This window comes from Runella defluvii, from assembly GCF_014195535.1.
Taxonomy (GTDB): domain Bacteria; phylum Bacteroidota; class Bacteroidia; order Cytophagales; family Spirosomataceae; genus Runella; species Runella defluvii.
On sequence record NZ_JACIBY010000002.1, the window covers coordinates 464,804 to 486,789 of the forward strand.

A 21,986-nucleotide genomic window follows, 5' to 3' on the forward strand; every position below is an offset into this window, starting at 1 on the left:
TAATTCTGTTATCGAAAATAGGTTTATTTGTGGAAATATCAAAAATTTCTCAAATTTTCATGTACTATCCACAAAAAAAGCCGCTCCATTGGAACGGCTTTTTTCTTAACAAGCTTCTCTAAACCTTCAAAATAATTAATGTTCTACTTCTTCTTCAACGTGGTGGCCGTTGCCGTTTGAGGTACCATTGTTGAAAACATACACTGCTTCAGCTGCTGACTTTTTGCCCAAACGAAACTTCAAACGCTCCACAATCCAGTACATGGTTGGAACTACAATCAACGTAAGGGTAGTACTGAACAACAAGCCGTAGATAATGGTGTAAGCCAATGGCCCCCAGAACAAGGCACTGAAACCTCCGATGAAAATTTGTGGATTAAATTCGGTAAACAACGTCACAAAGTTGATGTTCATCCCCAATGCCAGCGGAATCAAACCCAAAATACAAGCTGAGGCCGTCAATAATACGGGCGTCAAACGAGCGGCTCCTGCTTCAATCAACGCTTGACGGGTTGGGTAACCACGGGTTTTCAATTCGTCCGTAAACTCAATCAACAAGATACCGTTCTTAATCACAATCCCCGCCAAAGCAAAGATACCCACCCCTGTCATAATGATAGACATGGTTTTGCCCGTAAGCATGAATCCAAGGAACACCCCAATCAAGCTAAACAATACCGTAAAGAAGATAATAAGTGGCTTACTGGTGGAGTTAAACTGTGTCACTAGAATCAAGAAAATCAACAAGATAGCTCCCAAAAAGGCTGCTCCTAAGAACTGCATTGACTTCATTTGTTCTTCTTGTTCACCCCCCAAACGAATCGTATAACCTTGTGGAAGGTCTAGGCCATCCACTACTTCTTGCACTTGTACGTTTACTTCGTTGGCGTTGAATCCACCAAGTACATCCGACGACAACGTCACTACGCGCTCTTGGTCTTTGCGGTTGATACCACTGTAAGTAGTTGCGTAACGAATGTTGGTCAATGTACTCAAAGGAACTTGGCGCAATACACCACCAAGGTTCATATCACGATATACCACGTTCATGCTCAACAATTTCTCAATCTGGTTGCGGTCGCCTTCTTTCAATCGCACCATAATCGGATAATCATCCTTGTCGTCGCGGAATTTAGACACTTCAGTTCCGAACAATGCCCCACGAATTTGCAACGCAATCTGAGCCGTGCTGATACCTTCACGGGCTGCTTGCTCGCGGTTGATGTCAATCACAATTTCAGGTTTGTTCAACACCAAATCCGATTTCAATTCTTCAATTCCTTGAATTCCTGATTTGACGATGGCATTTTTTACTTTTGCGGTTACTTCTACCAACTGGCCAAAATCTTCACCCGCAATCTCAATCGTCACTGGTTTCCCCGTTGGAGGGCCGTTACTTTCGGGTTCAGCTGTTACTTGTGCGCCTGGAATTCCTTTTACTTTTTCACGCACTTTCGCCAAAATGTCGGAAGTCGATACTCCGTGGTGAAGTCGTTCTTCTACGCTCTTGAAAGCCACTGTAATTTTCCCTTTGTGCGGTACTACCGTACGGTCAGGGTTGAAAGGGTCACCCGCATTAATACCAACGTTCGTAATGACCGAGGCTACTGCTGGGCTATTTTTCCCGATTACGCTATACACTCGGTCTTCCAATTGCTTCATTACCTCGTTGGTTTTAGAAGCGTCCGTTCCTTGTGGCATCACGCAATACACATACACAAAATCAGGGTCACCGCTTGGGAAGAAAACTGATTTTGGAGGAAAAGCTCCCATCAACACAAACGTTCCAACCAATATACCAATCACTCCCGCAAATACGCCGTAAGGGCGGCGACCCGTAATTACCCACGCAATCACTTTACGGTAGCCGTTTTTAAGACGCGGAAACACGTTTTCTTGGAAAGGAACAATGATTTTTGGAGTCAGAATGTAGTGGTTAAATACATATAGAATGGCAATAAATAAAAGCAAGTTGCCAATCCCAAAGTTGATTAAATATCCTACTGCCGCAAGTCCTAGCAACACAAACAATGGGGTGCGAATCGACTTGAATGATTTGTCCTCGTTGGCATGTTCTTCAACGCGTTTTAGTGAAGACGCGGCAAAAACAGGGTTCATTACGTAAGCCACAAACAACGACGCAAACAAGGTAATAATCAGCGTCAATGGCAAGAATTTCATAAATTCACCCACAATACCTGGCCAAAACAACAATGGCAAAAACGGCGCGATGGTCGTCAGTGTACCTGACAATACGGGGATAAATACCTCACCAGCAGCATACGAAATGGCTTCGGTACGGGTCAGTTTTTTGTCATCGTTATAAACACGGTGGGCGTTTTCAATCACCACAATCGCGTCGTCAACCACAATCCCGAGTCCTAATAAAAACGCAAAGAGTACAATCGTGTTAAGCGTAAACGTAATACCCGTTGCCGAAGCAATAACGGGAAACAACACAAACGCTACTAGCGTGGACAAAGGCACCGAAAGTCCTACGAAAATCGCATCTTGAACCCCCATAAAGAACATCAGTACCAATACTACGAAGATAAAGCCCAAGATAACGGTATTGAGTAGGTCGTTCAACTCTACTTTGGTACGCTCCGAACTATCGTTGGTCAAACTTACTTTCAAGCCGTCAGGGAACTTCGTTTCTTCGTATTTTTTCAAAATTGCCTTGATTTCATCTGCCGCCGAAATAAGGTTTTCCCCTCCCCGCTTGATGACGTTGAGCGTAATTACCGTTTTTCCATCCAAACTTGCATAGCTTTGTTTTTCGGCAAAACCGTCTTTCACTTCCGCAATTTCGGCCAAACGAAGCGTAGCACCTGTCGAAGAACGAACAATGATGTTTTCCAATTGGCGCACATCTTTGAACTCTCCCACTACGCGTAAGTTACGGCGAACGTTGTCCACGTTTAACTCACCACCCGATACGTTGATGTTTTCACCCTGAATCGCGTTTTGAATTTCGTAAAACGACACCCCCGCCGCTTGCATTTTGTACAAGTCGAGGTTGATTTGGATTTCACGGTCAAGCGCCCCTACGATGTCCACCCGCGTGATTTCGGGCAACGACTCGATTTCGTCTTTGAGTTGTTCGGCATAATCTTTCAACTTTTTCAACGAGTAATTCCCCGCCAAGTTGATGTTCATAATCGGAAACTCCGAGAAGTTTACCTCCTGCACCGAAGGGTCTTGTTTGCGGTCAGACGGAAGGTCCACCAACGCTTTGTCAACGGCATCCGCTACGCGTTGTTTGGCTTCTTGCGCCTTGATTCCCGTCGAAAACTCCACCGTAATCAACGAGAAGTCTTGAATCGAGTTTGACTTAATTTTTGTTACCCCACTCGCCGCTTTGATTTGCTTTTCGATGGGTTTTGTAATGACAGTTTCAATATCCGAGGGGCTCGCGCCAGGATAAATCGTCGAGACAATCACCGTCGGAACGGCGATTTCGGGAAACTGTTCTTTGGGCATCGTGAAATACACGAACAAACCCGCTAGTGAAATTATAGCTGTAAAAAGATAGACGGTGGTTTTATTTTCTAAACACCAACGCGTCACTTTGAAGTCTTTTAGGGTTGTCATAACCTTACGGTTTAGGTTAATCGTTGTCAATTAATTGGTTACCAACATCAGTACGGTTAACCATTAACGAATAACAATTAACAGTTTTTAGAAACTGATTGCCTGACCATCGACCAAGTCTTGATAGCCGTCTGTGATGATTAAATCGCCTGCTTGGAGTCCATCCAAAATTTCGACGTCACCGTTGTAAGCTACCCCCATTTTCACCTTACGCCCTTTGGCTACTTTTTTGTTGCCTTCGGTAGTTGCTACGTACACCACATCTCCAAACTCAGTACTCTGAATGTAATTTTGCTTGATTACCAACACATTAGACTTGTTGATATCGGCAATATTCAACACCGAAAGCATGTTTGGCTTAATGTCTGAACTGGTCGGAATCGCTACTTCGATTTTGAAGGTACGGTTAGCTGGGTTTACCAACTTGCTAATGAACGTCACGCGGGCGTTGATTTCACGGTTCAAATCAGGCAAAACAACCTTTACAGCATCGCCCATTTTGATGTGGCTGATATAAACATCAGGCACGTTGGCCGTTGCTTTGAGGCTTCCCAAGTTCACGATGCTTGCCAACGGCATTCCTGGCGCAGCAACTTCACCCGTTTTGGCCATCACACGCTCCACGGCACCACTGATTGGGGCGTACACGTTGTACAAATCCACTTGTGTTTCGAGAACGGCCAAGTTTTTCTCCAACGCTTCTTTGTTGTTTTTGGCTTGCAAATACTGGATTTCTGTTCCAATTTTTTGGTCCCAAAGTCCTTTTTGTTTCTCAAAAACAACATTCGCCAATTCCATTTGCTGTTTCAACGCCGCAATCTGGTCGCGCAAAATAGCGTTGTCGATTTTAGCCAACAACTGGCTCGCTTTCACTGTTTGGCCTTCTTTTACGTAAACCGTGGTATAAGTACCTGCCATACGAGGCGTTGCTGTTGCCGTATTTTTGGTTTCAACCGTTCCTTGAATTTCGATAAAGCTTTTGAAGCTACGCGCCTGCAAGGCTTCTGTTAGTACAGGGAATACTTTCTCTGCCGCTTTCATACTTGGGTCAGCTGCCTTGATTTCGGCATCCAACTTGGCAATTTTTTCGGTCAATGTCTTTGACTCCGCTTTCAATTTGGCAAGTTCTTCTTTTTTACCCGCCAACGAATTATCTGTTTTTCCGCCACCACAGGCAGTCACAAAAACCGAGAGGAACAGCACCGCTACACCCGCGCGAAGCCCTGTATTAAAAGGAGTTTTTTTATTGGTAGTATATGTTGTCAATGTGCTCATAATAAAGTTTTTAAAGATTAGAAGGATAATTTTCCTTTTGCTTTGTCGAGGTCGATTTTGGCAAGTAGCAAATCATACAACGAAGCGAAATAGTTGGTTTGAGCTTCTTTCAAGGCCGACTCGGCGTTGATAACCTCAATGTTTGAACCTGTTCCTGATTGGTATTTGATTTTAGAAACCCGTACCACTTCTTGGGCCAAATCCAAGTTACGCTTTTGGTTTTTCAGCGTTTCGAGGCCATTGATGATGGTAATGTTGGCACTCCGAATCTGCAAATCAATCGACTGCTCTACCAAACTCAAACTTTGTTTTACTTTATCCACCGTAAACTTGGCTTGTTGGATTTTGTACTTCTTCGTAAAACCATCAAAGACAGGGATGTTCACGCTCAAACCGATATTAGCATTGTTAAACCAAGGTGAACCAAAAACATCCCCAATGCTATTACGACCTGTGTTGTAGCCGTAGCCACCAAACAAAGCTACCGTTGGATAATAGCCGCGCTTGTTGTTTTCAACATCCATTTCAGAAAGCAACAAGTTGCTTTTCAGAATAGAATAATCAACGCGTTGGTCATAGCTAAAACCGCTACCATCATCGGCTTTGATTTCTCGTCCAATTCGTTCTACATCACTTTCGCTGATTCGGTCAGCTAAGACGATTTGTTCGTCAAGTTTCATTCCCATTTGGAACTTGAGCATGTAGTAACTCAAATCCACTAGGTTTTGTACTTTCGTCCGTTCTGTTTTGAGATTATTAAGCGACACTTCCAAACGGTCAACGTCGAGTTTTTCAACAAACCCTTTTTGGTTCATGGCACTCATTTCGCGGGTCAAGCTGTCCAACCGTTGGATGTTTAAATCGAGCACTTTGGCTCTCTCTTCGGCAACCAACACGCTGTAGTACGCTTTAGAAACGCTTTCAGCCACCTGAATTTTAGACTGAGTCACGTTTTTAACTGCCAATTCACGGTACGCTTGGGCTGCTTTTAAACCCAACAACCACTGTGCATTGAACAAGATTTGAGAAAGTTGTAATGCCGCATTACCCGAATATTTTACCCCAAATTGAACTGCAATTGGAGGATCACTTTCTTTCCCTCCAGGGAAGAAGGTTGCTGGTAAAAAAGCACGTTGAATGATTAGGTTATCAAGTAAACTTACTGACCCAGTTACCTGCGGAAGCCCCACAGCTCTAATTTCTCCAATGCGCGACTCGGCACTTTGGGCATCAGTTTGGGTATTTTTTACATTGATGTTGTGCGTTAATCCGTATTGAATGGCTTCTTGAAGTGAATAACGCGTTTGGCTGTACGTCGGAAACAGTGGCAGCATAAGCAGTACCAGCCATTTCCATTGCGGTCGAAATTGTGGCATATAGTAAAGTGTTGATTATAAAATTGTGGGGTTGTTAAAAAAATGAGCTGTTAATAGGTATTCTTTTGGCTAAAAAAAGCCATGGTGGATATAGGCGTTGAAAGCTGTTTGGTTATATATTTCTCATACAGATTTAGTCCTTCAATGGTTACAATTCCGCGTAAAAAGTGATCGAGCAGTTCCAATTGAGTATCCAATGGGTTAAACTGTCCAAGTGGAAAGAGATACGGGTCTAACCCCATTTCTACCTGTTCGAGTCTCAAGCGCGATAGTATATCTACGTTGACAGTGGAGCGGTACAAGCCCATTTCGATGCCTTTCAAAAGGTTCTTCTTGACCATCTCAAGAATAAATTCTTTTTTATACTTAGAGAACAAATCCCACGCTTGTGGGTAATACTTCTTGATGTCAAAAATGGCCGTTGGGTTCATGCCCGCCATCGTTTGGCGCATCATTTCAGAAGTCATTACCATCTCTGCAATCGGGTCGGGTGCTTCATTTTGCATCTGTTCGGCAATGGTGCGGTCACAAGCAAAATGGTGCTCAACTCCTGCATACACTATTGCGTTTTTGTCTTCAAAATGCTGATAAATGGTTTTTTTAGAAATGCCCAATTCCCTTGCAATGTCGTCCATCGTTACGCTTTTCACTCCGTACCGAAAAAACAATTCTTGGGCTTTATCTAAGATTCTTTCTCTCACTCTTACTGTACTTAGTTTTTCACTTTTTTTATACGAAACTTCGGAAACTTAATGAAAGTTCAAAGTTTCCGAAGTTTTTTTAAAAAAAGTCATGGCTGTGTTTTAGGCTCTAAGTATCTAGTAAGTTGATTATTATCTATAATACAAAATAAATGGGCGCTAGTGACAACCCTATGTCAGTAGGGTTAACTTTTTTTTATGAAATTTTGAGGCGGTACACAAAAAATAAATTTTGTACTTTTCAAATAATAAATTTAACCATAGCTGTTTTTCAAAAATTGGACGATGTCCTGAAAAACCAACCGCTACAAAAGTAAAAACCCACTTTACGGTAGCGTACAAAAACTACGTAAAGTGGGTAAAAACAGGGACGAAAGGGAAGAAAATGAGGATAAACCTATGTTTACAATTCTTCGTTTAGGAGATTTTCCGCCTTGAGCTTGTTATTTTCTTCTTCAACCAACCGATTGATTTCTTTAATTACATCAAAAAACACAACCAACTTATCCAAAGGAATTTGATCCCGCAACATCGTATTAAACGAGATGACTCCTTCGCGGGCTTGTTCGCGTTTGCGCTTACCCACGTCGGTCAAAAACACTTTGACAAAACGCTTGTCTGTCTCGTCCGTTTCTCGACGTATCCAGCCGCGTTCTTCGAGTGCTTTCAGTGTTCGGGTCAGACTGCGGGGCTCCATCCCGATTGACGGCCCAATCTTGGTAGCAGGCGTCCCGTATTCGAGGTCAATATTTAGCAGTACATACCCAATGGCCATCGTCATGTCGTAGCGACGAGACGCGTAGGTATTGTACATTCTCGAAATGGCGTGCCAAGCCCATTTAATATGAAAATCCACCGTTTTTTCCTTGCGCATTGCCTATTGTGAGTTGGTATCAGTTTAGGCAAATATAGAAGTTAATCTTTAACTTGGTAGGCTTGCATACTATTTTTATTATACTGCCAAACGAAATTTAGTAGCGTACTTACGAACGGCACGGCCAATAAATAACCCACCCATCAGACCTGGCATAATCCAAGTGGCAATATAGACTGCTTGAGGCGCTTCGGGAAAAATATAACGGATGTTTACTAACGCAAACGCGGTAAACGTTGCAATGTACGACCCACCCATCCGCTCAATGTGGATAAAAAACCATTCTTTCGCACCATACTTTGCTTTTTCGGGAGCAAGGTACTTTCGAATATCGTACAACGCATTGGTGCCGCTAAAAAAACCAAAAGCCAAAAATAATATACTCATCGATGAAAAGTGCCCCGTTTGAAATGAACGCTGCACAAAATACAAACCATAGGCCATCATTATCACTGACGCCGCCCCCATGACCGACGAAATCGCCCAATCATACCAACGAACTGGCTCACTTCCACGTTGTTGCAAGGCTCGTTTTCCCGTAAAACACATGTAAAAGCTAAAAACAGCGATGCCTGTCAAAAACAAGCGTCCATCTGTAAAAGGGCTTACTAACACCAAACCTACCGAAGAAAACGCCACAATCACCATCGACCAGTAATACACCAACCCTGTTCGGTTGTGAAGGGTATTGCCTTTTTTGGAAAGCATCGGAACAATTCCTACTCCAAGGGCTAAAAACCCAAAAACAATGTGCGTGATAAGGAAAAAAGTTTTCATGGCCTGACTGGTTATTGGTTGATTGATGAACCAAAACTCGTAGAAAATCAGGCACAAGGATAGCAAAACACGACGAAGCGTCGCATCTTTGGCGTGAAGTGTCGCCCCGAAAGAGTGGAAAAATTAGCGCCTAGTCTCGGCAAATACACGACACGCTTCTACCAAGGTTTCAATGTCTTCGTCGGTATGCCAAGCGCTCAACACAATGCGGGTATTAGCCCTGTCGGTTGGCTTGGGATAAGCAAAACTATACACAAAAATACCCCGCTGAAGCAAAAATGGATACAAGTCGTCGTGAGGAGTGTAAAACACTGGAAATAACGCGTTGGAAGCATTAAAAAGCCCCAAAGAAGCAAGTTGCGTAGCGCATTGACGGACATTATACGCCAAACGTTGGTATGCCTCAGCATATAAGTCGGTAGCGTGTAAATACGCGTACAGGTGATCAGGGGCAATGGGTGAGCAACCGCCAAAGTAAGCCGTCGAACGAATTTTTTGGAGTGTGATTTTGTCCGAAAAAATGACCCCGCCAGGCAACCCCATCGCTTTGGCCAAAGACGCCGTAACGATAATCCGAACGTGAGGTAACGACGGAATTTGCCCCCAAATACCTTTTCCCTCCTCGCCAATCACCCCCAATCCGTGCGAATCGTCAACGAGCAAGACCCATTCTCGGTCGTCGGGAAGGCGTGTTATCCAATCAAACGTGTATAATTTTCCGCGTAAAGCATCCACGGAATTAGTGACTACGCATACTTTAGCTGTATCCTGAAAAGACGATGGTTTCACTACGTTTTCAACCCACTCCTCAAAACTCACGGCTGGAATCGACACTTGAGGCAAATGCCACACCGCAGGGTGGACATCGGGAGAATACACAAACTCGTACCCATCTAACATCAACTGCCGAATTGCGGCCTGTCCTGCCAACATCCCCGACGATAACGTCAGCGCCGCCTCCGAGCCCGTCCAAGCCGCTAATTTAGCCTCCGCTTGTTCATAGATACGCAACTGGAGATTTCCATTACGCGAACTCCCATATACACTTCCGTACGCCTGCAACCCTTCTTGAATCAAGGCTTGAAAAGCAGGATGTTGCGGCAGACCTAGGTACGCCGTACCGCTAAAATACAAGTACGTTTTTCCATCGAGCTCAATCGTCCGATTAGGCAAGTGGGTGATTTGGTGATAACTAGCAGAATTCAAAACAGGTCAACGTTGGTACTAATGCAATTGTGCACCTGTACCGTTTTCGGTGGCAAAAATAATTTTTCCAAAATCAAATTGAACTCCCGTTGCTGGGTCGTTGGCGATAAGCAACGTACCGTCCATGTCCACGTAGTCGAGCATCGGCAACAAGTGCGCAATCGCCGAAATACCCACGCTGCTTTCGTTCATACAGCCTACCATCGTTTTCAGGCCAAGGGTTTTGGCTTCGGCCAACATTCGTCGTGCGGGCGTAAGGCCACCGCATTTGGTCAACTTCACATTGACTCCGTGAAAGTAACCTGCGCATTTGGCCACATCTGCTTCTACAATGCAACTTTCGTCGGCAATGCAGGGCAACGCACTTTCGGCATAGACTTGTTTCATCCCCGCCCAATCGTCCGCACGCAGGGGTTGTTCGATAAATTCAACGCCTAATTTTTTTAATTCATGGCTATACTCGATGGCTTGCGTCGCCGTCCAAGCGCAGTTCGCATCTACTCGAAACACCGCATCAGTATGGCTACGTAGGGTTCGGACAATCTCCAAATCCTCTGCTGTACCCAATTTAATCTTGTACAATGGCCACGGAAACTCCTTCATTTTTGCCACCATTTTATCAATGCTATCAATTCCAATGGTGTAATCAGTAATTGGTATTGCATCGGCTGAAAGCCCCCAGGCATCGTAGAGTTTTTTCCCTTGTTTTTTGGCCCAAAGGTCGTTTGCTGCTTCATCCAAAGCGCACTGCGCAAACGGCATATCGTGAAGGTATTGGTTGGTCAACTGCCAAAACTCCTCGGGAGATGTTAGGATATCGTTTTCAATCACATTTCGTATTTGCTCAAGGCGGCCTATCATTCCTTCAATCGTAATACCGTAGTATTTGTTGGAAGTAGCCTCTCCAAAGCCCCGAAAACTCCCTTCTCGGAGTTCTACAATGAGCGTAGGTTGCACATCGCGCGAATCGTGAGCGATGGTAAAGGTGTGGCGAAGCCGTAAGTCGAAGCGATGAAAGTATAATTGCATACGTCTAAAAACAAAAGAGGAGACAAAAGTACATCTTTTCTCTCCTCTTTGCGTTGCTTAATCCGTCGAAAATCCTGGCGGACAAATAATACTATAAAATGTATAACTCAGGGTAATTGACGTGTAGTAGTATTTATCGCGGGTAGTTGGATTGCCAAGTTGGAGTTTTTGACCCAATGGCACGTTATCTCCCAAATCGTCTAAGTAATCGGTAAAAAGAACCCTAGTACCAAACTCAAACTCTAAACTCCACGGGCGTTTAAACTCCCACTTCACTCCCGCTCCAAAAGGAATATTCATTTGGGTTGTTTTATATTCGGCCGTTTTTGTGCGCGGTTTAAATTTATAAAAACCCAATCCGCCCATCAGGTAGGGCGTCCAATTGACGTCTTTGCGGCGTTGCGAGTAATTCAGAAAGTTATACTCAAGTATCAAATCTCCTTCAGCTACCCTAGAACGAAACGAGCCATTACGGGCCTGATTGAAAGGGTCAGACGAGCGACTGTCTTTTGCTCCAATAATGCCCATATTTCCGCCTAATTTCAACGAAACTGCTGGCGACGCATTATAACGCACAAAAGCATGGCCTCCAGGCAAATAGTTTTTAGGGTTAAAAAAAGGAGCATAGTCTCCTTTGTAATTAAACCCTCCTAGTCCAGCGCCAATATTCCACCGCTGGGCTTCGGCCTGTAAAGAAAAGGCTCCCAAAAGGAAGCCGATAAAATAAGTGTGCAGTTTGCTATCCACGTATGATAAATTCTTGGTTTTTGCCCTTGTTAACTTTTAACGAAGTCCAATAACTTAACGAATCGGCGGGCATTTAATTTTAGTTGGTAACACATAGGTTACTGTGATGCTGGAAAGCATGTAGGTATCTTTCCGAACAGGATTTCCTCTAAAATCACCCTGTTGCCATCCTCCCAAAGGACCATTTGCAAACGGATTAGCTGTCGGGTTGTTGGGATCGACAATTCTGGCTACAGTTTCAGTACGATCACGTCCAGTACGTGCTGCAATTTGCTCAAGCGTACGGTTTGACATCGCTCGTGCCATGTCATTTTTAAGAATGTCAGGATTTGGATAAAAACCACTTGCATCATCCAAAAAATCTGACCCCGAAAAACGGAAGCCACCTTCTACCCCAACGTTCCACTGGTCATTGATTTTCCAAGTAAAGCCCAATCCAAAAGGAATAGAATACGTTACCAATGAGTAAGGTTTCTCAAAGCCTGGCTGGCCCTGCCCCTCCGTTCCTAGTGGTTGAAGGGCTATCCAACGCTTATTTTTAGGATACCTGTCGTAAGATGTTGAATCAGGAACCATTGCTTTCGGATTATGAGCAAGCAGCGCAACTCCAGCAAAAATGTAGGGGGTAAACTTTGCACGACGATTCGGACTACGTCCATCTCCCCAAAACTTGTAAATACCTACCAAACTAAACTCTTTAAGGTTGTTACGAAAATGTAAGTTTCGAACATACGCCCCTGAAAACGGCGTACCTCCGCGGTTATAGTATTCATCGTCACTAAAAATTTGTGCCCACGTAAACCCAAAACGGGCTGCCAAATGCGGTGTATAATGCTTCGTATAAGCGGCATTAATATTCCAGCGCATGGTTTTAAACAAGGTATTCACTGGACTTCGATAGGGTGCCAAATCACCTGCATAGCTAGACGTTCCCGCCCCAAAACTCACGGTAGAGTACTGCTCAAATGGCGTTCGACGACGGCGTTGTGCTTCCGATTGGAGCGTCACAAACAGCGTAAACAACACGATTCCGACAATTATCTTATAATTCATTCGCTTTACTGGATTGATGCGTGACTTTGTGTTCAACGCAAAAATGAATCTTTTTATTGAATATCCCCGCAAAAATCGCGCCTAAGATTAATTGCGGGCGTCTAACCCCCAATGTAGTTTTGTACGTAGGGTTTGTACAAAATTATCTTGTTTAAACTTGACAAGTCGCGCTTTAAAAACCGCTTTTTTTACGGTCAACGCAATGGTAGAATCCACAATCCGAAACCGCGAGTCAAGCGAAACAAGGAAATTATTACTACGGCTTTCTACCCGAAAAGTCAACTGACTTCCATCGGGAATAATCATGGGGCGAACGTTCAGGTTATGCGGACTAATAGGAGTGATGACAAAAACGTCGTTGGTTGGTAATACAACAGGCCCTCCGCAGCTCAATGAATAACCAGTCGAGCCTGTAGGAGTAGAAACGATAAGTCCATCAGCCCAATACGAATTTAAAAACTCCCCGTCTAAGTACGCATGAATGGTAATCATCGACGAAGTATCGGTTTTCGTGATGGTAAAATCGTTCAGGGCAAAGTTATAATCTTCAAATAAATCGTTGTCCGAATTTACACTAACCAATGCCCGCTCTTCAATCTGGTAATTTCCTTCAAAAAGCGCTGCTAATTGGGTAGGAATACACTCAGGGGAAACGGTCGCCAAAAAGCCTAGACGCCCCGTATTTATCCCCAAAATGGATATTTGGCGCGAACGCGACTGCATGACCGACTCCAACAACGTACCATCGCCACCTATGCTAAAAATAAAATCAGCATCGGGTGCCCCGTGCGGATGGGGGTACGTTTTGGGCGTATGTGGCTCTACTCCTGCTTGAAGAAGATGCGTATAAAAGGACGCAGAAATTGAGAAATCTACCCCTTTTTGCTGAAGTATATCAAATAAAGCCTGTACGTGAGGCTGCGTTTCTGTGGTAAAAATACGTCCGTGAATGGCGATTTTCATGGGTATCGCTTCTCAAATAAGTAAGGACGCAAAGGTAGAACTTTCTACGATTAGGTTTCTAAATACCGTAACAATAAATCAAGGCGATGACGGTCAGGGTTTTCCACGGGTGCATTGCCAAAGACGTTCTCTACCATGTAGCCGAAGCGTTCTAGGGTGGCTACTACGGCCGACACTTCTGTACGATTTAGCTTCAAAGTCAGCGTGGCTTCATCAAGCGCGCCGTATTCAGCTCCCGAAAAAAAGCTGCTAATAATTTTTGTGCTATTGGATTCGACCAATCGGCTAATTTCGGTCAATGAATAATCTCGGTTGGCCATTTTAAGCACGACCACCGCCCCTTTTTCTTGAACTCCAAGCAAGTTGGCAAACTTAGAAATCATATCGCTTACCAAAATCGTACCTGCGTACAAATTGTCTTCGTCCAGTACGGGAACCGTATCTAATTGGTAATGGTTAGCAATTCCCATTACTTCAAAAATGTGTTGAAATGATGTTGCATGAACTGGGTTGGGCGGAAGGTTTAAGTCCGAAAGCTGCTTTTCGTCGTCAGGTAAACTCAACAACGTGTCCTCACTGAGCAGTCCTTTATATTCTTCCTCTTCCACCAAGGCCAACTGACGTAGGCCATACTCGTCCATTAAGTCAACCGCCTGCCCCACCGAATCGTACGGTCGTAAAACGGGCGTCGTAGAGTTAATAAGTTCTTCAGCGAGCATGTTGATGTGTATTTTTTGGAAAACTTAGAAAAGTTATTTAAAGTTTCCAAAAATATTGTGTGAATTTATTACAAACAGTACCAATGAGCACCAATAGTAGCTTAAAGTTTCTCTACGATGAACTCAACCCTACGGTTGCGACGGCGCTCTGCTTCGGATGTTCCTTTGGAAACAGGGCGGGTAGAACCCAAGCCTTTTGCTCCCACCCGCGCGGAGTCAATTCCTTTGGCTACCAAATACTTTTTCACGGCGTTGGCGCGGTTTTGCGACAATTCTACATTTTTATCAAAATCACCCAGATTGTCGGTATGCCCTTCCACTCGAATTTCCATGTTGGTATTTTCGCGCATGAGTTGAACAAGGCGGTCAAGCTCAGACGATGAAGCAGGTAACAAATCATACTTACCCGTATCAAAATAAATATTGTTGAGCGTAATGCTTTCTCCCACCGCTACGGGATTTAGGGTAATTTCATTGGCGACTTCCTCTCCAGCCTTTGCATTTGTCAAATCAAACGCACCACTAACAGGAAAATACCCTTTCGCTGCGGCCACGTATGCGTATTTGTTGCCCGCATCCAAGCTAATTTTAAATTTCCCCGACGACGCAGACAACTGCATCGAGTCCAGTCCATTGTCTTCACTCGGTACGACGTAGCTTATTTTTGCGGCAATCGGTTTTTTCGTTTTAGCATCTATCACCGTTCCCCGCAATGTCACCACTTTGGCTACGGGAGCTTCTGGTTTGCTCTCAATTGGCGGCACAGGTGTGGGTGTATTGGCAATAACGGGCGGTTCTTCTTTTTTAGGTTCAGGCTTGGGTTTGGGCGGCACTCTCCTTGGGTTACGAATGTGTACGCCAAAGTAATTCCAATACCGCTTTGTTCCGTAATCTTTTCCCTCAAACATATCAAATACCTCGATGCCCGGGTCGAGTCTTTCGTAGTAAACCGAAAATTTCACCACATCGCCAGGGTAAACCGTGCGGGTTTCTGGGGCTACAGGAATCCCTACTGCCTTGATAAATCTGTATTTTTTTGTTGTATTTTTAGGTTCGTACAAACGGCTTTTAGGGTCAACCTCAATATAGTTTCTATCTAAATTTCCTTGGCGCTCGCCAAAAAAATCGCGAAGGGTGGGATTACGTTGCGCAGACTCAAACCTAAAATGCAATATCGTGTAGTCATCGGTCAGCTCCACTTTAGTAAGTGCCACATCTGGCTGCGATTGTTCTTCAACGTAGGGGCTTAACGTGGTAATTTTCTGAGCCATCGCCCCAAATGAAACCCATAAAAATAATAAAAAGGAGTAGCGTAGTCGTTTCATGGTCTTAGCAAAGATTCTTTTTACTCGCCCGAATAACGTCTCTGAAAAAAGATTAGTGCTATTTGTTTGTTAAAAATCGTTAATTCTCCGCCATTCAACTCCACTTTTTGACCATTTCTACCAATGTATATTTTTAAATGAAAAAGTATTTAGATAATTGTCTAATTATTTAATCAACCATGAACACCCTTTTCCGTGCCCTTAACGACCCCACTCGACGGCAAATTTTAGAAATCTTGCGGGAAGGCGACCTTACTGCGGGAGAAATTGCCGAACGGTTTGACATGACCAAACCGAGCATTTCTCACCACTTAGATTTGCTCAAGCAAGCCGAACTTGTCAGTGCCGACAAACGAGGTCAGTTTATCTATTACACCCTCAATACTACCGTTTTAGACGAATTATTATCCTGGATTTTCACCCTTAAAAACCAATGAAAAAGACCTTAGAATACCTCGCCTGGGTCGCTATTGTGCTTCCCCTTGTTTATCTGTTTTTGGTGTGGAACCAACTTCCCGACATCGTCCCAACGCACTTTGGTCCAAGTGGTAAACCCGATGCCTACGGCCCCAAATGGACGCTTACCATATTAAGCGCCGTTTCCATTGGCGTATATTTTTTGTTGCGGTACGTTCCACAGCTTGATCCTCGTCTCAACAAAGCTAGTTTATCAGAACATTATCCCAAGTTAGTGCTGCTGATTGTGACCTTTCTAGCGTTGGTGCATTGCTTGGTTATTCGCGCCTCTCTCTCGGAAATGGCAGGCGAGAACTTTACGACGATTTTGCTGGTCGGGGTATTTTTACTGTTTGCGGGGATTGGGAACTACTTCAACAACATCAAGTCCAATTATTTTGTAGGCTTCCGTACTCCGTGGACACTCGAAAGCGAAACTGTGTGGCGTAAAACTCACCAATTGGCCGCCAAATTGTACTTTGGAATGGGGTTATTAGGAGCGTTTGTCGTCATCTGGCTGCCCGAATTGTGGAAACTTTTTTGGACGCTAGGGTTAATTTTTGGCTCAACAATCTGGATTGTGGCATATTCATACCGTGTATATCAACAAGAAAAAAAATGAAAAAGTGGATAAAAGTACTCTTGTGCTTAGGAATTGGACACACGAGTTTTTCGCAAACGTGGTACGAGGGTACAATCTCAACGCTCAAATTTGGGCTCAAAATAACTACTACTTCCCAAACCGCCCAGGTTTTTATTCCTGAGCAGGGAATGTTTGAGCAACCCTTAAAAAACACTGTATTTCAGGGAGATAGTTTGCGAGGTGAGCTAAAAAGTGTCAACGTTTTGCTCAGTGGTAAAATAGATTCTTTGTCGTTTGAAGGTCAGTGGAAACAAAATGGTTTTCCTACCCCGTTGCGCCTAAAACGGGTGGCAGAATTATCGTTTTTTAAACGTCCCCAAATGCCTAAAGCGCCTTTTCCCTACCGCGATGAAAAGGTCAAATTTACGAACAATGAGGGTTCGATTACTTTTGGCGGAACACTCACTTTGCCCGAAGGGAAAGGCCCGTTCAAAACAGTGGTGCTTATTTCAGGTTCTGGTCAGCAAGACCGAGATGAAAGCCTTTTTGGGCACAAAGCGTTCTGGGTCATCGCCGACCACTTAACCCGACAAGGCATCGCCGTGTTGCGCGTTGACGACCGAGGGGTAGGTGAAACGACGGGTTCGATAGGAACGTCGGCCGACTACGCCCAAGATGTTTTAAATGCCATTCGTTACCTCAAAACGCGAAAAGAAGTTAACCCAAAAAAAATAGGCTTAATCGGCCACAGCGAAGGCGGTGTCATTGCACCTCTTGCAGCGGTACAATCAAAAGACGTGGCGTTTATTGTCTCCTTGGCGGGTTTGGGGATGAGTGGAAAAGAATTACTTCTCCGCCAGAGCGACGATATTTTGAAACAAATGGGTAGCAATGAAACCTACCGAAATCAAGTGCGTAGCCTCAACGAAGTCATCTACTCAACGGTCGCTAGGTTACCTCTGGAAGGCGACATCAAAGATAGCCTTCAAGCTACCTTTGACCAATGGGTAAAAACCCAACCCGAAAGCGTGTTGGGGCAACTTGGCTACCGAACGGAACAAGGTCGTAAGGGTTTTCTGAAACAAATCGAAGCCATGAACTCCTCTTGGTATCGGTATTTTATCAAATATGACCCGCAGCCTGTTTTGTCAAAAATCACGATTCCTGTCCTTGCCCTCAACGGCAGTAAGGACGTTCAGGTGGCTTCTCAACCCAATTTAGAGGGTTTTAAAAGCGGTTTGACGGCTGCTGGCAATAAACAATTTGAGACGGTTGAACTGCCTGGCCTGAACCATTTGTTCCAAAAATGTACTAAGTGTACCTCCGCCGAATACGGTCTTTTGGAGGAAACATTCTCCGTAGAAGCCCTTGAGTTGGTGACTAATTGGGTGAAGAAGCGATAAAACACCTTCCCCAAAGTTTTGAACTTTCGGGAAGGTAAAGAACTTTCGGGAAGGTGTAATTTTATTTCAAAAACTGCTCCCAAAGGAGTTTTCCCGCTACGCCCAAAAATACCACGCCCGTAATGACGTTGACGTACTTCATGCGCTTAACTGTGATAAACTGGCGAAGGCGCTGGGCATAAACGGCCAAAGCAGTCTGAGTACCAAACACCCCTACGAGGCTCATACTGAAGAAAATAATCATTTCGGCCAAATCATAACGGCCTTTGGTGCGAAGGTACGTAGCAATGGCCGCCCACGACATAAAATTGACGGGGTTGAGGGCATTGAGAGCCACGCCTTTTAAAAACAATTTTACCATCGAACGCTTACTTCGAGGTTCGTCTTCTTTATCTTCCGACGCAATGGTCGGGACGCGAAAGAAGTTTTTAACCCCCAAAACCACCAAAAAAATAATTCCAATGGCCCCTACCCATTTGTCAAAGTGTTCAATTTGGGGCAAAAATGACGTTCCGAAAATAGCTGTAAAGCAAAAAAAAGCATCGCTCGCCACCACGCCCAAAACGATTTGAATTCCGCTTCGGTAGCCGCGCTCAACGCTGGTTTGAATCAATGAAAAAAAGACAGTTCCAAAAGTAAGACAGAGTAAAACCCCCGTAATGAGGCCGTAAAGTGCAGCAATAAGCATTCGTTTTTAGTTGTTGTTGAATATCTACTTTCTAAATCCCTCGCAGTCGGGCTATTTTTAATAAGCCCATGACACTGAGTGAATCCGTAATTTCGGAGCGCATCACCATTTCAATGGCCTCCGACAATGCTATTTTCCGAACGTGCAGTTGTTCGGTATCTTCTGGCTCGGCTTGGGCTTGGGTAAGGTCTTCGGCGATGTACAAAAAGCCCTCTTCGTCACCCACCGAATTGGAAAGGTGAACGCGCGCAATTTTTGTCCATTTGGCCGCAATCAGCCCCGTTTCTTCCAACAATTCTCGTTTGGCGCCTTCAATCGGGTCTTCGTCCATCGGGCCACCGCCTTCGGGAATTTCCCACGAGTATTCGTCCAACGGATAGCGATACTGACCGACCAAGTACGTGTAGCCTTCGCTGTCGATAGGAATCACGCCAATGGCTTTATTTTTATAATGGACTACCCCATAAATCCCTTCACCACCGCTGGGATTTATGACATCTTCGTGCCGTACTTGAATCCATTTATTATCGTAAACCACTTCACTTTTAAGGGTTTTCCACGGGTTTATTGTTTCGTTCGGTAAAGACATACGTTTGGTCGATTGACAAGTTTTAATGGTCGAATAAGTGTTGTACAGGGCAATTGTTTCCCCCTAAACTCGTACCTTTGCGGCCAATTACTTTTAAAAAAGTCGTGCAAGTTAGCCAAAAATCTAAATTTCGCTGGATTATCGTCTCCCTTGTGTTGAGCATAATCTTGATGAGTATCAAGTTCGCCGCGTTCTATTTGACCCATTCCAACGCCATTCTTAGCGACGCTCTCGAATCCATCATTAACGTCATTGCTAGTGCCTTTGCGTTCTATAGCATTTACCTTTCTTCGCAACCCAAAGACCATGACCACCCGTATGGACACGGCAAAATTGAGTTTTTTTCGTCAGGTTTTGAAGGAGCACTTATCATCATAGCTGGGGTCTGGATTGCCGTCGAGGCTGTTCAGCATCTACTTCATCCTCAGCCCGTTGAACACCTCGACTGGGGCGTTTTTCTTATTCTGTTGACCGTTGTCATCAACGGAGCGTTGGGTTATTATTTACAAAAAGTAGGAAAAACGACTCGCTCGGAAGCCCTCATTGCCGACGGCAAACACCTTGTTACCGACAGCTTGAGCAGCGTTTTGATTTTGGTCGGATTGAGCTTGTTGATGCTTACCAAAATTCAGTGGATTGACAGCGCAGCATCGTTGGTGTTGTCATTAGTGATTTTTTACAACGGTTTTAAACTTATTCGTACCTCGGTGGGAGCTTTGATGGACGAAACCGACCCCGAGTTGTTTGAACATGCTGTTGATATTTTACGCAACCACAAACAAGACTATTGGGTGGATGTGCACAACATGCGGATTCAAAAGTACGGCTCAGACCTCCACATCGACTGCCATTTGACGCTCCCTTATTATTGGGATTTGCAACAAGTCCACCAAGCCGTTCATGAATTTGAAGATGCACTCGAAGCCAATTACGTTGGCAACGTGGAGCTTTTTATCCATGCCGACCCTTGCCTCCCCGACTGCTGCAAGTACTGCCGTCTCGAAGGCTGCCCCGTGCGAAGCAAAGCTTTCAAAAAGGACATTGATTGGAGCATCCACAACTTGTCGAAAAATCAAAAGCACTTCGTAGAAGCCGATTGACTACAAGGCCAACTAGAGGAAAAATGTATTTTTGAATATTGATATATAAGCCTTACATTTAACTCATTAAAATATTACAATAATGGATTTACTGATTCAAGTACGAGATACAGAAGCCCCATTTTTATTGGAATTGCTTGAAAAGTTTGACTTTGTAAAGGTGAAGCAAAAGACAGAACATTCGCCTGTTTTGGAAAGTTTAGATCGTAGCCTTAAACAGATGCAAGACATGAGGGCGGGCAAATTGCCTAAACCTGCTATTGCTGAGCTCTTTGATCGGAACGCCGAAACGAATGAATGAGTTATTGATAACATTTACTCCAGAGTTTAGGCGTGAGTATAAACAACTGTCTAAAAAATATCGCTCTCTCGATGCCGATATGCAGGGTTTAATAGCCAAACTCCAAGAAAATCCTACACTCGGTACCTCTTTGGGCAATAACGCCTACAAAATACGACTAGCTATTACTTCTAAAAACAAAGGAAAAAGCGGTGGAGCAAGGGTAATAACCTACTACATTTCGGACGATACCGAGCTGTACCTACTCTCTATCTACGATAAATCCGAACAAGAAAAAATTAGCGACAACGATATTAAAATCCTAATTCACAAAGCTTTGGGCGATAAATAGAAAACCATTTCTTGGGGCTACTATCTTACCAATTTCTACCACTCAGTTCTAGGCCAAAAGCAGAGTAATTACGCAAAGCCAATACTTCGTTTGAGTTTTCATCGGTGCTTTGTTGAAGCAAGCCATCGCCATTTCTGTTGGCGAATAAGGCGTGTTGATTTCCTAAGTGGTCGGTTAAGACGTACTGCCATTGGTAAATATTAACCGAGCCAATTTTAGCTAAGAACGCATCTTTTGCGGTGGCTTCAAAGCCTGGCAATAGGGTAGCTTGACCAGAACATTGGTACCAGTGGATTGTAGAATCAGTGTTAGAAGAGAAAAGCTATCTATCTGGGTCTAATCAATCTCTTTAAATTTCTCTACTTCTTCTATTGCTAACTTATAGGCCAAATCAAAACTTGAATAATCCAGTTGATTATGAATACATATCTTGACAAAACTATCTCTAACAATGGTCAATAGTTTCTTTATCCTTTCACCCTCGCTTGGTTCTTGTTTAAAATAATTGAACAAGTCAAAAGTTACATTACATTGACAGGAAGATCGAAAATCACCAAACTGGAAAATGTTGTCAAACTCCTTTGGTGGTATTAATGATAGAGAAAATACCTTGAGCCTCCTCACTTTTACATTTTTAAGTTCAAGGAAATGATCAAAGATATTCATAGCAGATATCATATATTGATTTATTTCACTCCGAACTTCATCTGGTAAAGAAGCCCATTCGACTGTTGAAAAATTTAAGCTAATCCTCATACCTATTTTATTTAGGGATTGTAAAAGGGCCAGACAAATCTTGCCCTCTTGGAAGTCTGCCGCAATCTAAGCCAAATTTGGTAACCTAGTGAATTTCACAAAATTTGGCTACCCATCTTTCACGGATATTTCTGTGCCAA

The 21,986-nt window shown here is 43.9% G+C and carries 23 protein-coding genes; 6 read left to right on the plus strand and 17 right to left on the minus strand.

Annotated elements, in window-relative coordinates:
- Window positions 1-135: 135 nt before the first annotated feature.
- The 13 genes from FHS57_RS06705 to FHS57_RS06765 all read right to left on the minus strand — a co-directional run bounded on the left by FHS57_RS06705 (window position 136) and on the right by FHS57_RS06765 (window position 15,639).
- Window positions 136-3,594, minus strand: coding sequence for an efflux RND transporter permease subunit (locus FHS57_RS06705; RefSeq protein WP_183972096.1), 3,459 nt, complete (start codon window positions 3,592-3,594; stop codon window positions 136-138).
- 87 nt (window positions 3,595-3,681) lie between these two features.
- Window positions 3,682-4,869 (minus strand): efflux RND transporter periplasmic adaptor subunit, encoded by a 1,188-nt coding sequence (locus FHS57_RS06710; RefSeq protein ID WP_183972097.1) that lies wholly within the window; start codon window positions 4,867-4,869, stop codon window positions 3,682-3,684.
- A gap of 17 nt (window positions 4,870-4,886) precedes the next feature.
- Entirely contained in the window at window positions 4,887-6,245 is a 1,359-nt protein-coding gene (locus FHS57_RS06715; protein ID WP_183972098.1) for a TolC family protein, read from the minus strand.
- 50 nt (window positions 6,246-6,295) lie between these two features.
- Window positions 6,296-6,946: a TetR/AcrR family transcriptional regulator gene (locus FHS57_RS06720; protein WP_183972099.1), complete on the minus strand. Its 651-nt coding sequence runs from the start codon at window positions 6,944-6,946 to the stop codon at window positions 6,296-6,298.
- Between the two features lie 403 nt (window positions 6,947-7,349).
- Entirely contained in the window at window positions 7,350-7,820 is a 471-nt protein-coding gene (locus FHS57_RS06725) for a MarR family winged helix-turn-helix transcriptional regulator (protein ID WP_183972100.1), read from the minus strand.
- A gap of 78 nt (window positions 7,821-7,898) precedes the next feature.
- The gene (locus FHS57_RS06730) at window positions 7,899-8,597 is read right to left on the minus strand and encodes a DUF2306 domain-containing protein (protein ID WP_183972101.1); all 699 of its coding nucleotides are present in this window, start codon (window positions 8,595-8,597) and stop codon (window positions 7,899-7,901) included.
- A gap of 123 nt (window positions 8,598-8,720) precedes the next feature.
- Window positions 8,721-9,803 (minus strand): aminotransferase class I/II-fold pyridoxal phosphate-dependent enzyme, encoded by a 1,083-nt coding sequence (locus FHS57_RS06735; protein WP_183972102.1) that lies wholly within the window; start codon window positions 9,801-9,803, stop codon window positions 8,721-8,723.
- An 18-nt stretch (window positions 9,804-9,821) separates the two neighbouring features.
- Window positions 9,822-10,832 carry a dipeptide epimerase gene (locus FHS57_RS06740; RefSeq protein ID WP_183972103.1) on the minus strand — a complete coding sequence of 337 codons (1,011 nt, stop codon included), beginning with the start codon at window positions 10,830-10,832 and terminating at the stop codon, window positions 9,822-9,824.
- 57 nt (window positions 10,833-10,889) lie between these two features.
- Window positions 10,890-11,579, minus strand: a complete 690-nt coding sequence (porG, locus tag FHS57_RS06745; protein ID WP_183972104.1) for a type IX secretion system protein PorG — start codon at window positions 11,577-11,579, stop codon at window positions 10,890-10,892.
- Window positions 11,580-11,633: 54 nt separating this feature from the next.
- Window positions 11,634-12,632 (minus strand): DUF6089 family protein, encoded by a 999-nt coding sequence (locus FHS57_RS06750; protein WP_183972105.1) that lies wholly within the window; start codon window positions 12,630-12,632, stop codon window positions 11,634-11,636.
- An 87-nt stretch (window positions 12,633-12,719) separates the two neighbouring features.
- Window positions 12,720-13,595 (minus strand): NAD kinase, encoded by an 876-nt coding sequence (locus FHS57_RS06755; protein ID WP_183972106.1) that lies wholly within the window; start codon window positions 13,593-13,595, stop codon window positions 12,720-12,722.
- Window positions 13,596-13,645: 50 nt separating this feature from the next.
- A complete protein-coding gene (locus FHS57_RS06760; RefSeq protein WP_183972107.1) occupies window positions 13,646-14,314 on the minus strand; it encodes a CBS domain-containing protein in 669 nt (222 codons plus the stop codon).
- 101 nt (window positions 14,315-14,415) lie between these two features.
- Window positions 14,416-15,639: an OmpA family protein gene (locus FHS57_RS06765; RefSeq protein WP_183972108.1), complete on the minus strand. Its 1,224-nt coding sequence runs from the start codon at window positions 15,637-15,639 to the stop codon at window positions 14,416-14,418.
- Between the two features lie 179 nt (window positions 15,640-15,818).
- Here FHS57_RS06765 and FHS57_RS06770 point away from each other — a divergent pair, with 179 nt between their 5' ends.
- The 3 genes from FHS57_RS06770 to FHS57_RS06780 are packed head-to-tail and all read left to right on the plus strand — an operon-like array spanning window position 15,819 to window position 18,081.
- The gene (locus tag FHS57_RS06770) at window positions 15,819-16,076 is read left to right on the plus strand and encodes an autorepressor SdpR family transcription factor (protein ID WP_028524127.1); all 258 of its coding nucleotides are present in this window, start codon (window positions 15,819-15,821) and stop codon (window positions 16,074-16,076) included.
- Window positions 16,073-16,717: an SdpI family protein gene (locus FHS57_RS06775; RefSeq protein WP_183972109.1), complete on the plus strand. Its 645-nt coding sequence runs from the start codon at window positions 16,073-16,075 to the stop codon at window positions 16,715-16,717. Before FHS57_RS06770 ends, FHS57_RS06775 begins: the two co-directional genes overlap by 4 nt.
- Window positions 16,714-18,081, plus strand: a complete 1,368-nt coding sequence (locus tag FHS57_RS06780; protein WP_183972110.1) for an alpha/beta hydrolase family protein — start codon at window positions 16,714-16,716, stop codon at window positions 18,079-18,081. Before FHS57_RS06775 ends, FHS57_RS06780 begins: the two co-directional genes overlap by 4 nt.
- Before the next feature lie 61 nt (window positions 18,082-18,142).
- On the opposite strand, the gene FHS57_RS06785 is transcribed toward FHS57_RS06780, so the two are convergent.
- Both FHS57_RS06785 and FHS57_RS06790 read right to left on the minus strand, forming a co-directional pair.
- Complete coding sequence (locus tag FHS57_RS06785) at window positions 18,143-18,769, minus strand: LysE family translocator (protein WP_183972111.1); 627 nt, start codon at window positions 18,767-18,769, stop codon at window positions 18,143-18,145.
- Between the two features lie 31 nt (window positions 18,770-18,800).
- Window positions 18,801-19,358, minus strand: coding sequence for an NUDIX domain-containing protein (locus FHS57_RS06790; RefSeq protein ID WP_183972112.1), 558 nt, complete (start codon window positions 19,356-19,358; stop codon window positions 18,801-18,803).
- A 104-nt stretch (window positions 19,359-19,462) separates the two neighbouring features.
- Between FHS57_RS06790 and FHS57_RS06795 the strand changes: the two genes are divergently transcribed.
- The 3 genes from FHS57_RS06795 (at window position 19,463) to FHS57_RS06805 (ending at window position 21,090) form a co-directional block, all read left to right on the plus strand.
- Entirely contained in the window at window positions 19,463-20,458 is a 996-nt protein-coding gene (locus FHS57_RS06795) for a cation diffusion facilitator family transporter (RefSeq protein WP_183972265.1), read from the plus strand.
- 82 nt (window positions 20,459-20,540) lie between these two features.
- Window positions 20,541-20,759 (plus strand): hypothetical protein, encoded by a 219-nt coding sequence (locus FHS57_RS06800; protein WP_183972113.1) that lies wholly within the window; start codon window positions 20,541-20,543, stop codon window positions 20,757-20,759.
- Entirely contained in the window at window positions 20,752-21,090 is a 339-nt protein-coding gene (locus FHS57_RS06805) for a type II toxin-antitoxin system RelE/ParE family toxin (protein ID WP_183972114.1), read from the plus strand. The genes FHS57_RS06800 and FHS57_RS06805 overlap by 8 nt, the downstream gene beginning before the upstream one ends.
- 25 nt (window positions 21,091-21,115) lie before the next feature.
- On the opposite strand, the gene FHS57_RS06810 is transcribed toward FHS57_RS06805, so the two are convergent.
- Window positions 21,116-21,349: a hypothetical protein gene (locus tag FHS57_RS06810; protein ID WP_183972115.1), complete on the minus strand. Its 234-nt coding sequence runs from the start codon at window positions 21,347-21,349 to the stop codon at window positions 21,116-21,118.
- Window positions 21,350-21,426: 77 nt separating this feature from the next.
- Window positions 21,427-21,846, minus strand: a complete 420-nt coding sequence (locus FHS57_RS06815) for a hypothetical protein (protein ID WP_183972116.1) — start codon at window positions 21,844-21,846, stop codon at window positions 21,427-21,429.
- Between the last annotated feature and the right edge of the window lie 140 nt (window positions 21,847-21,986).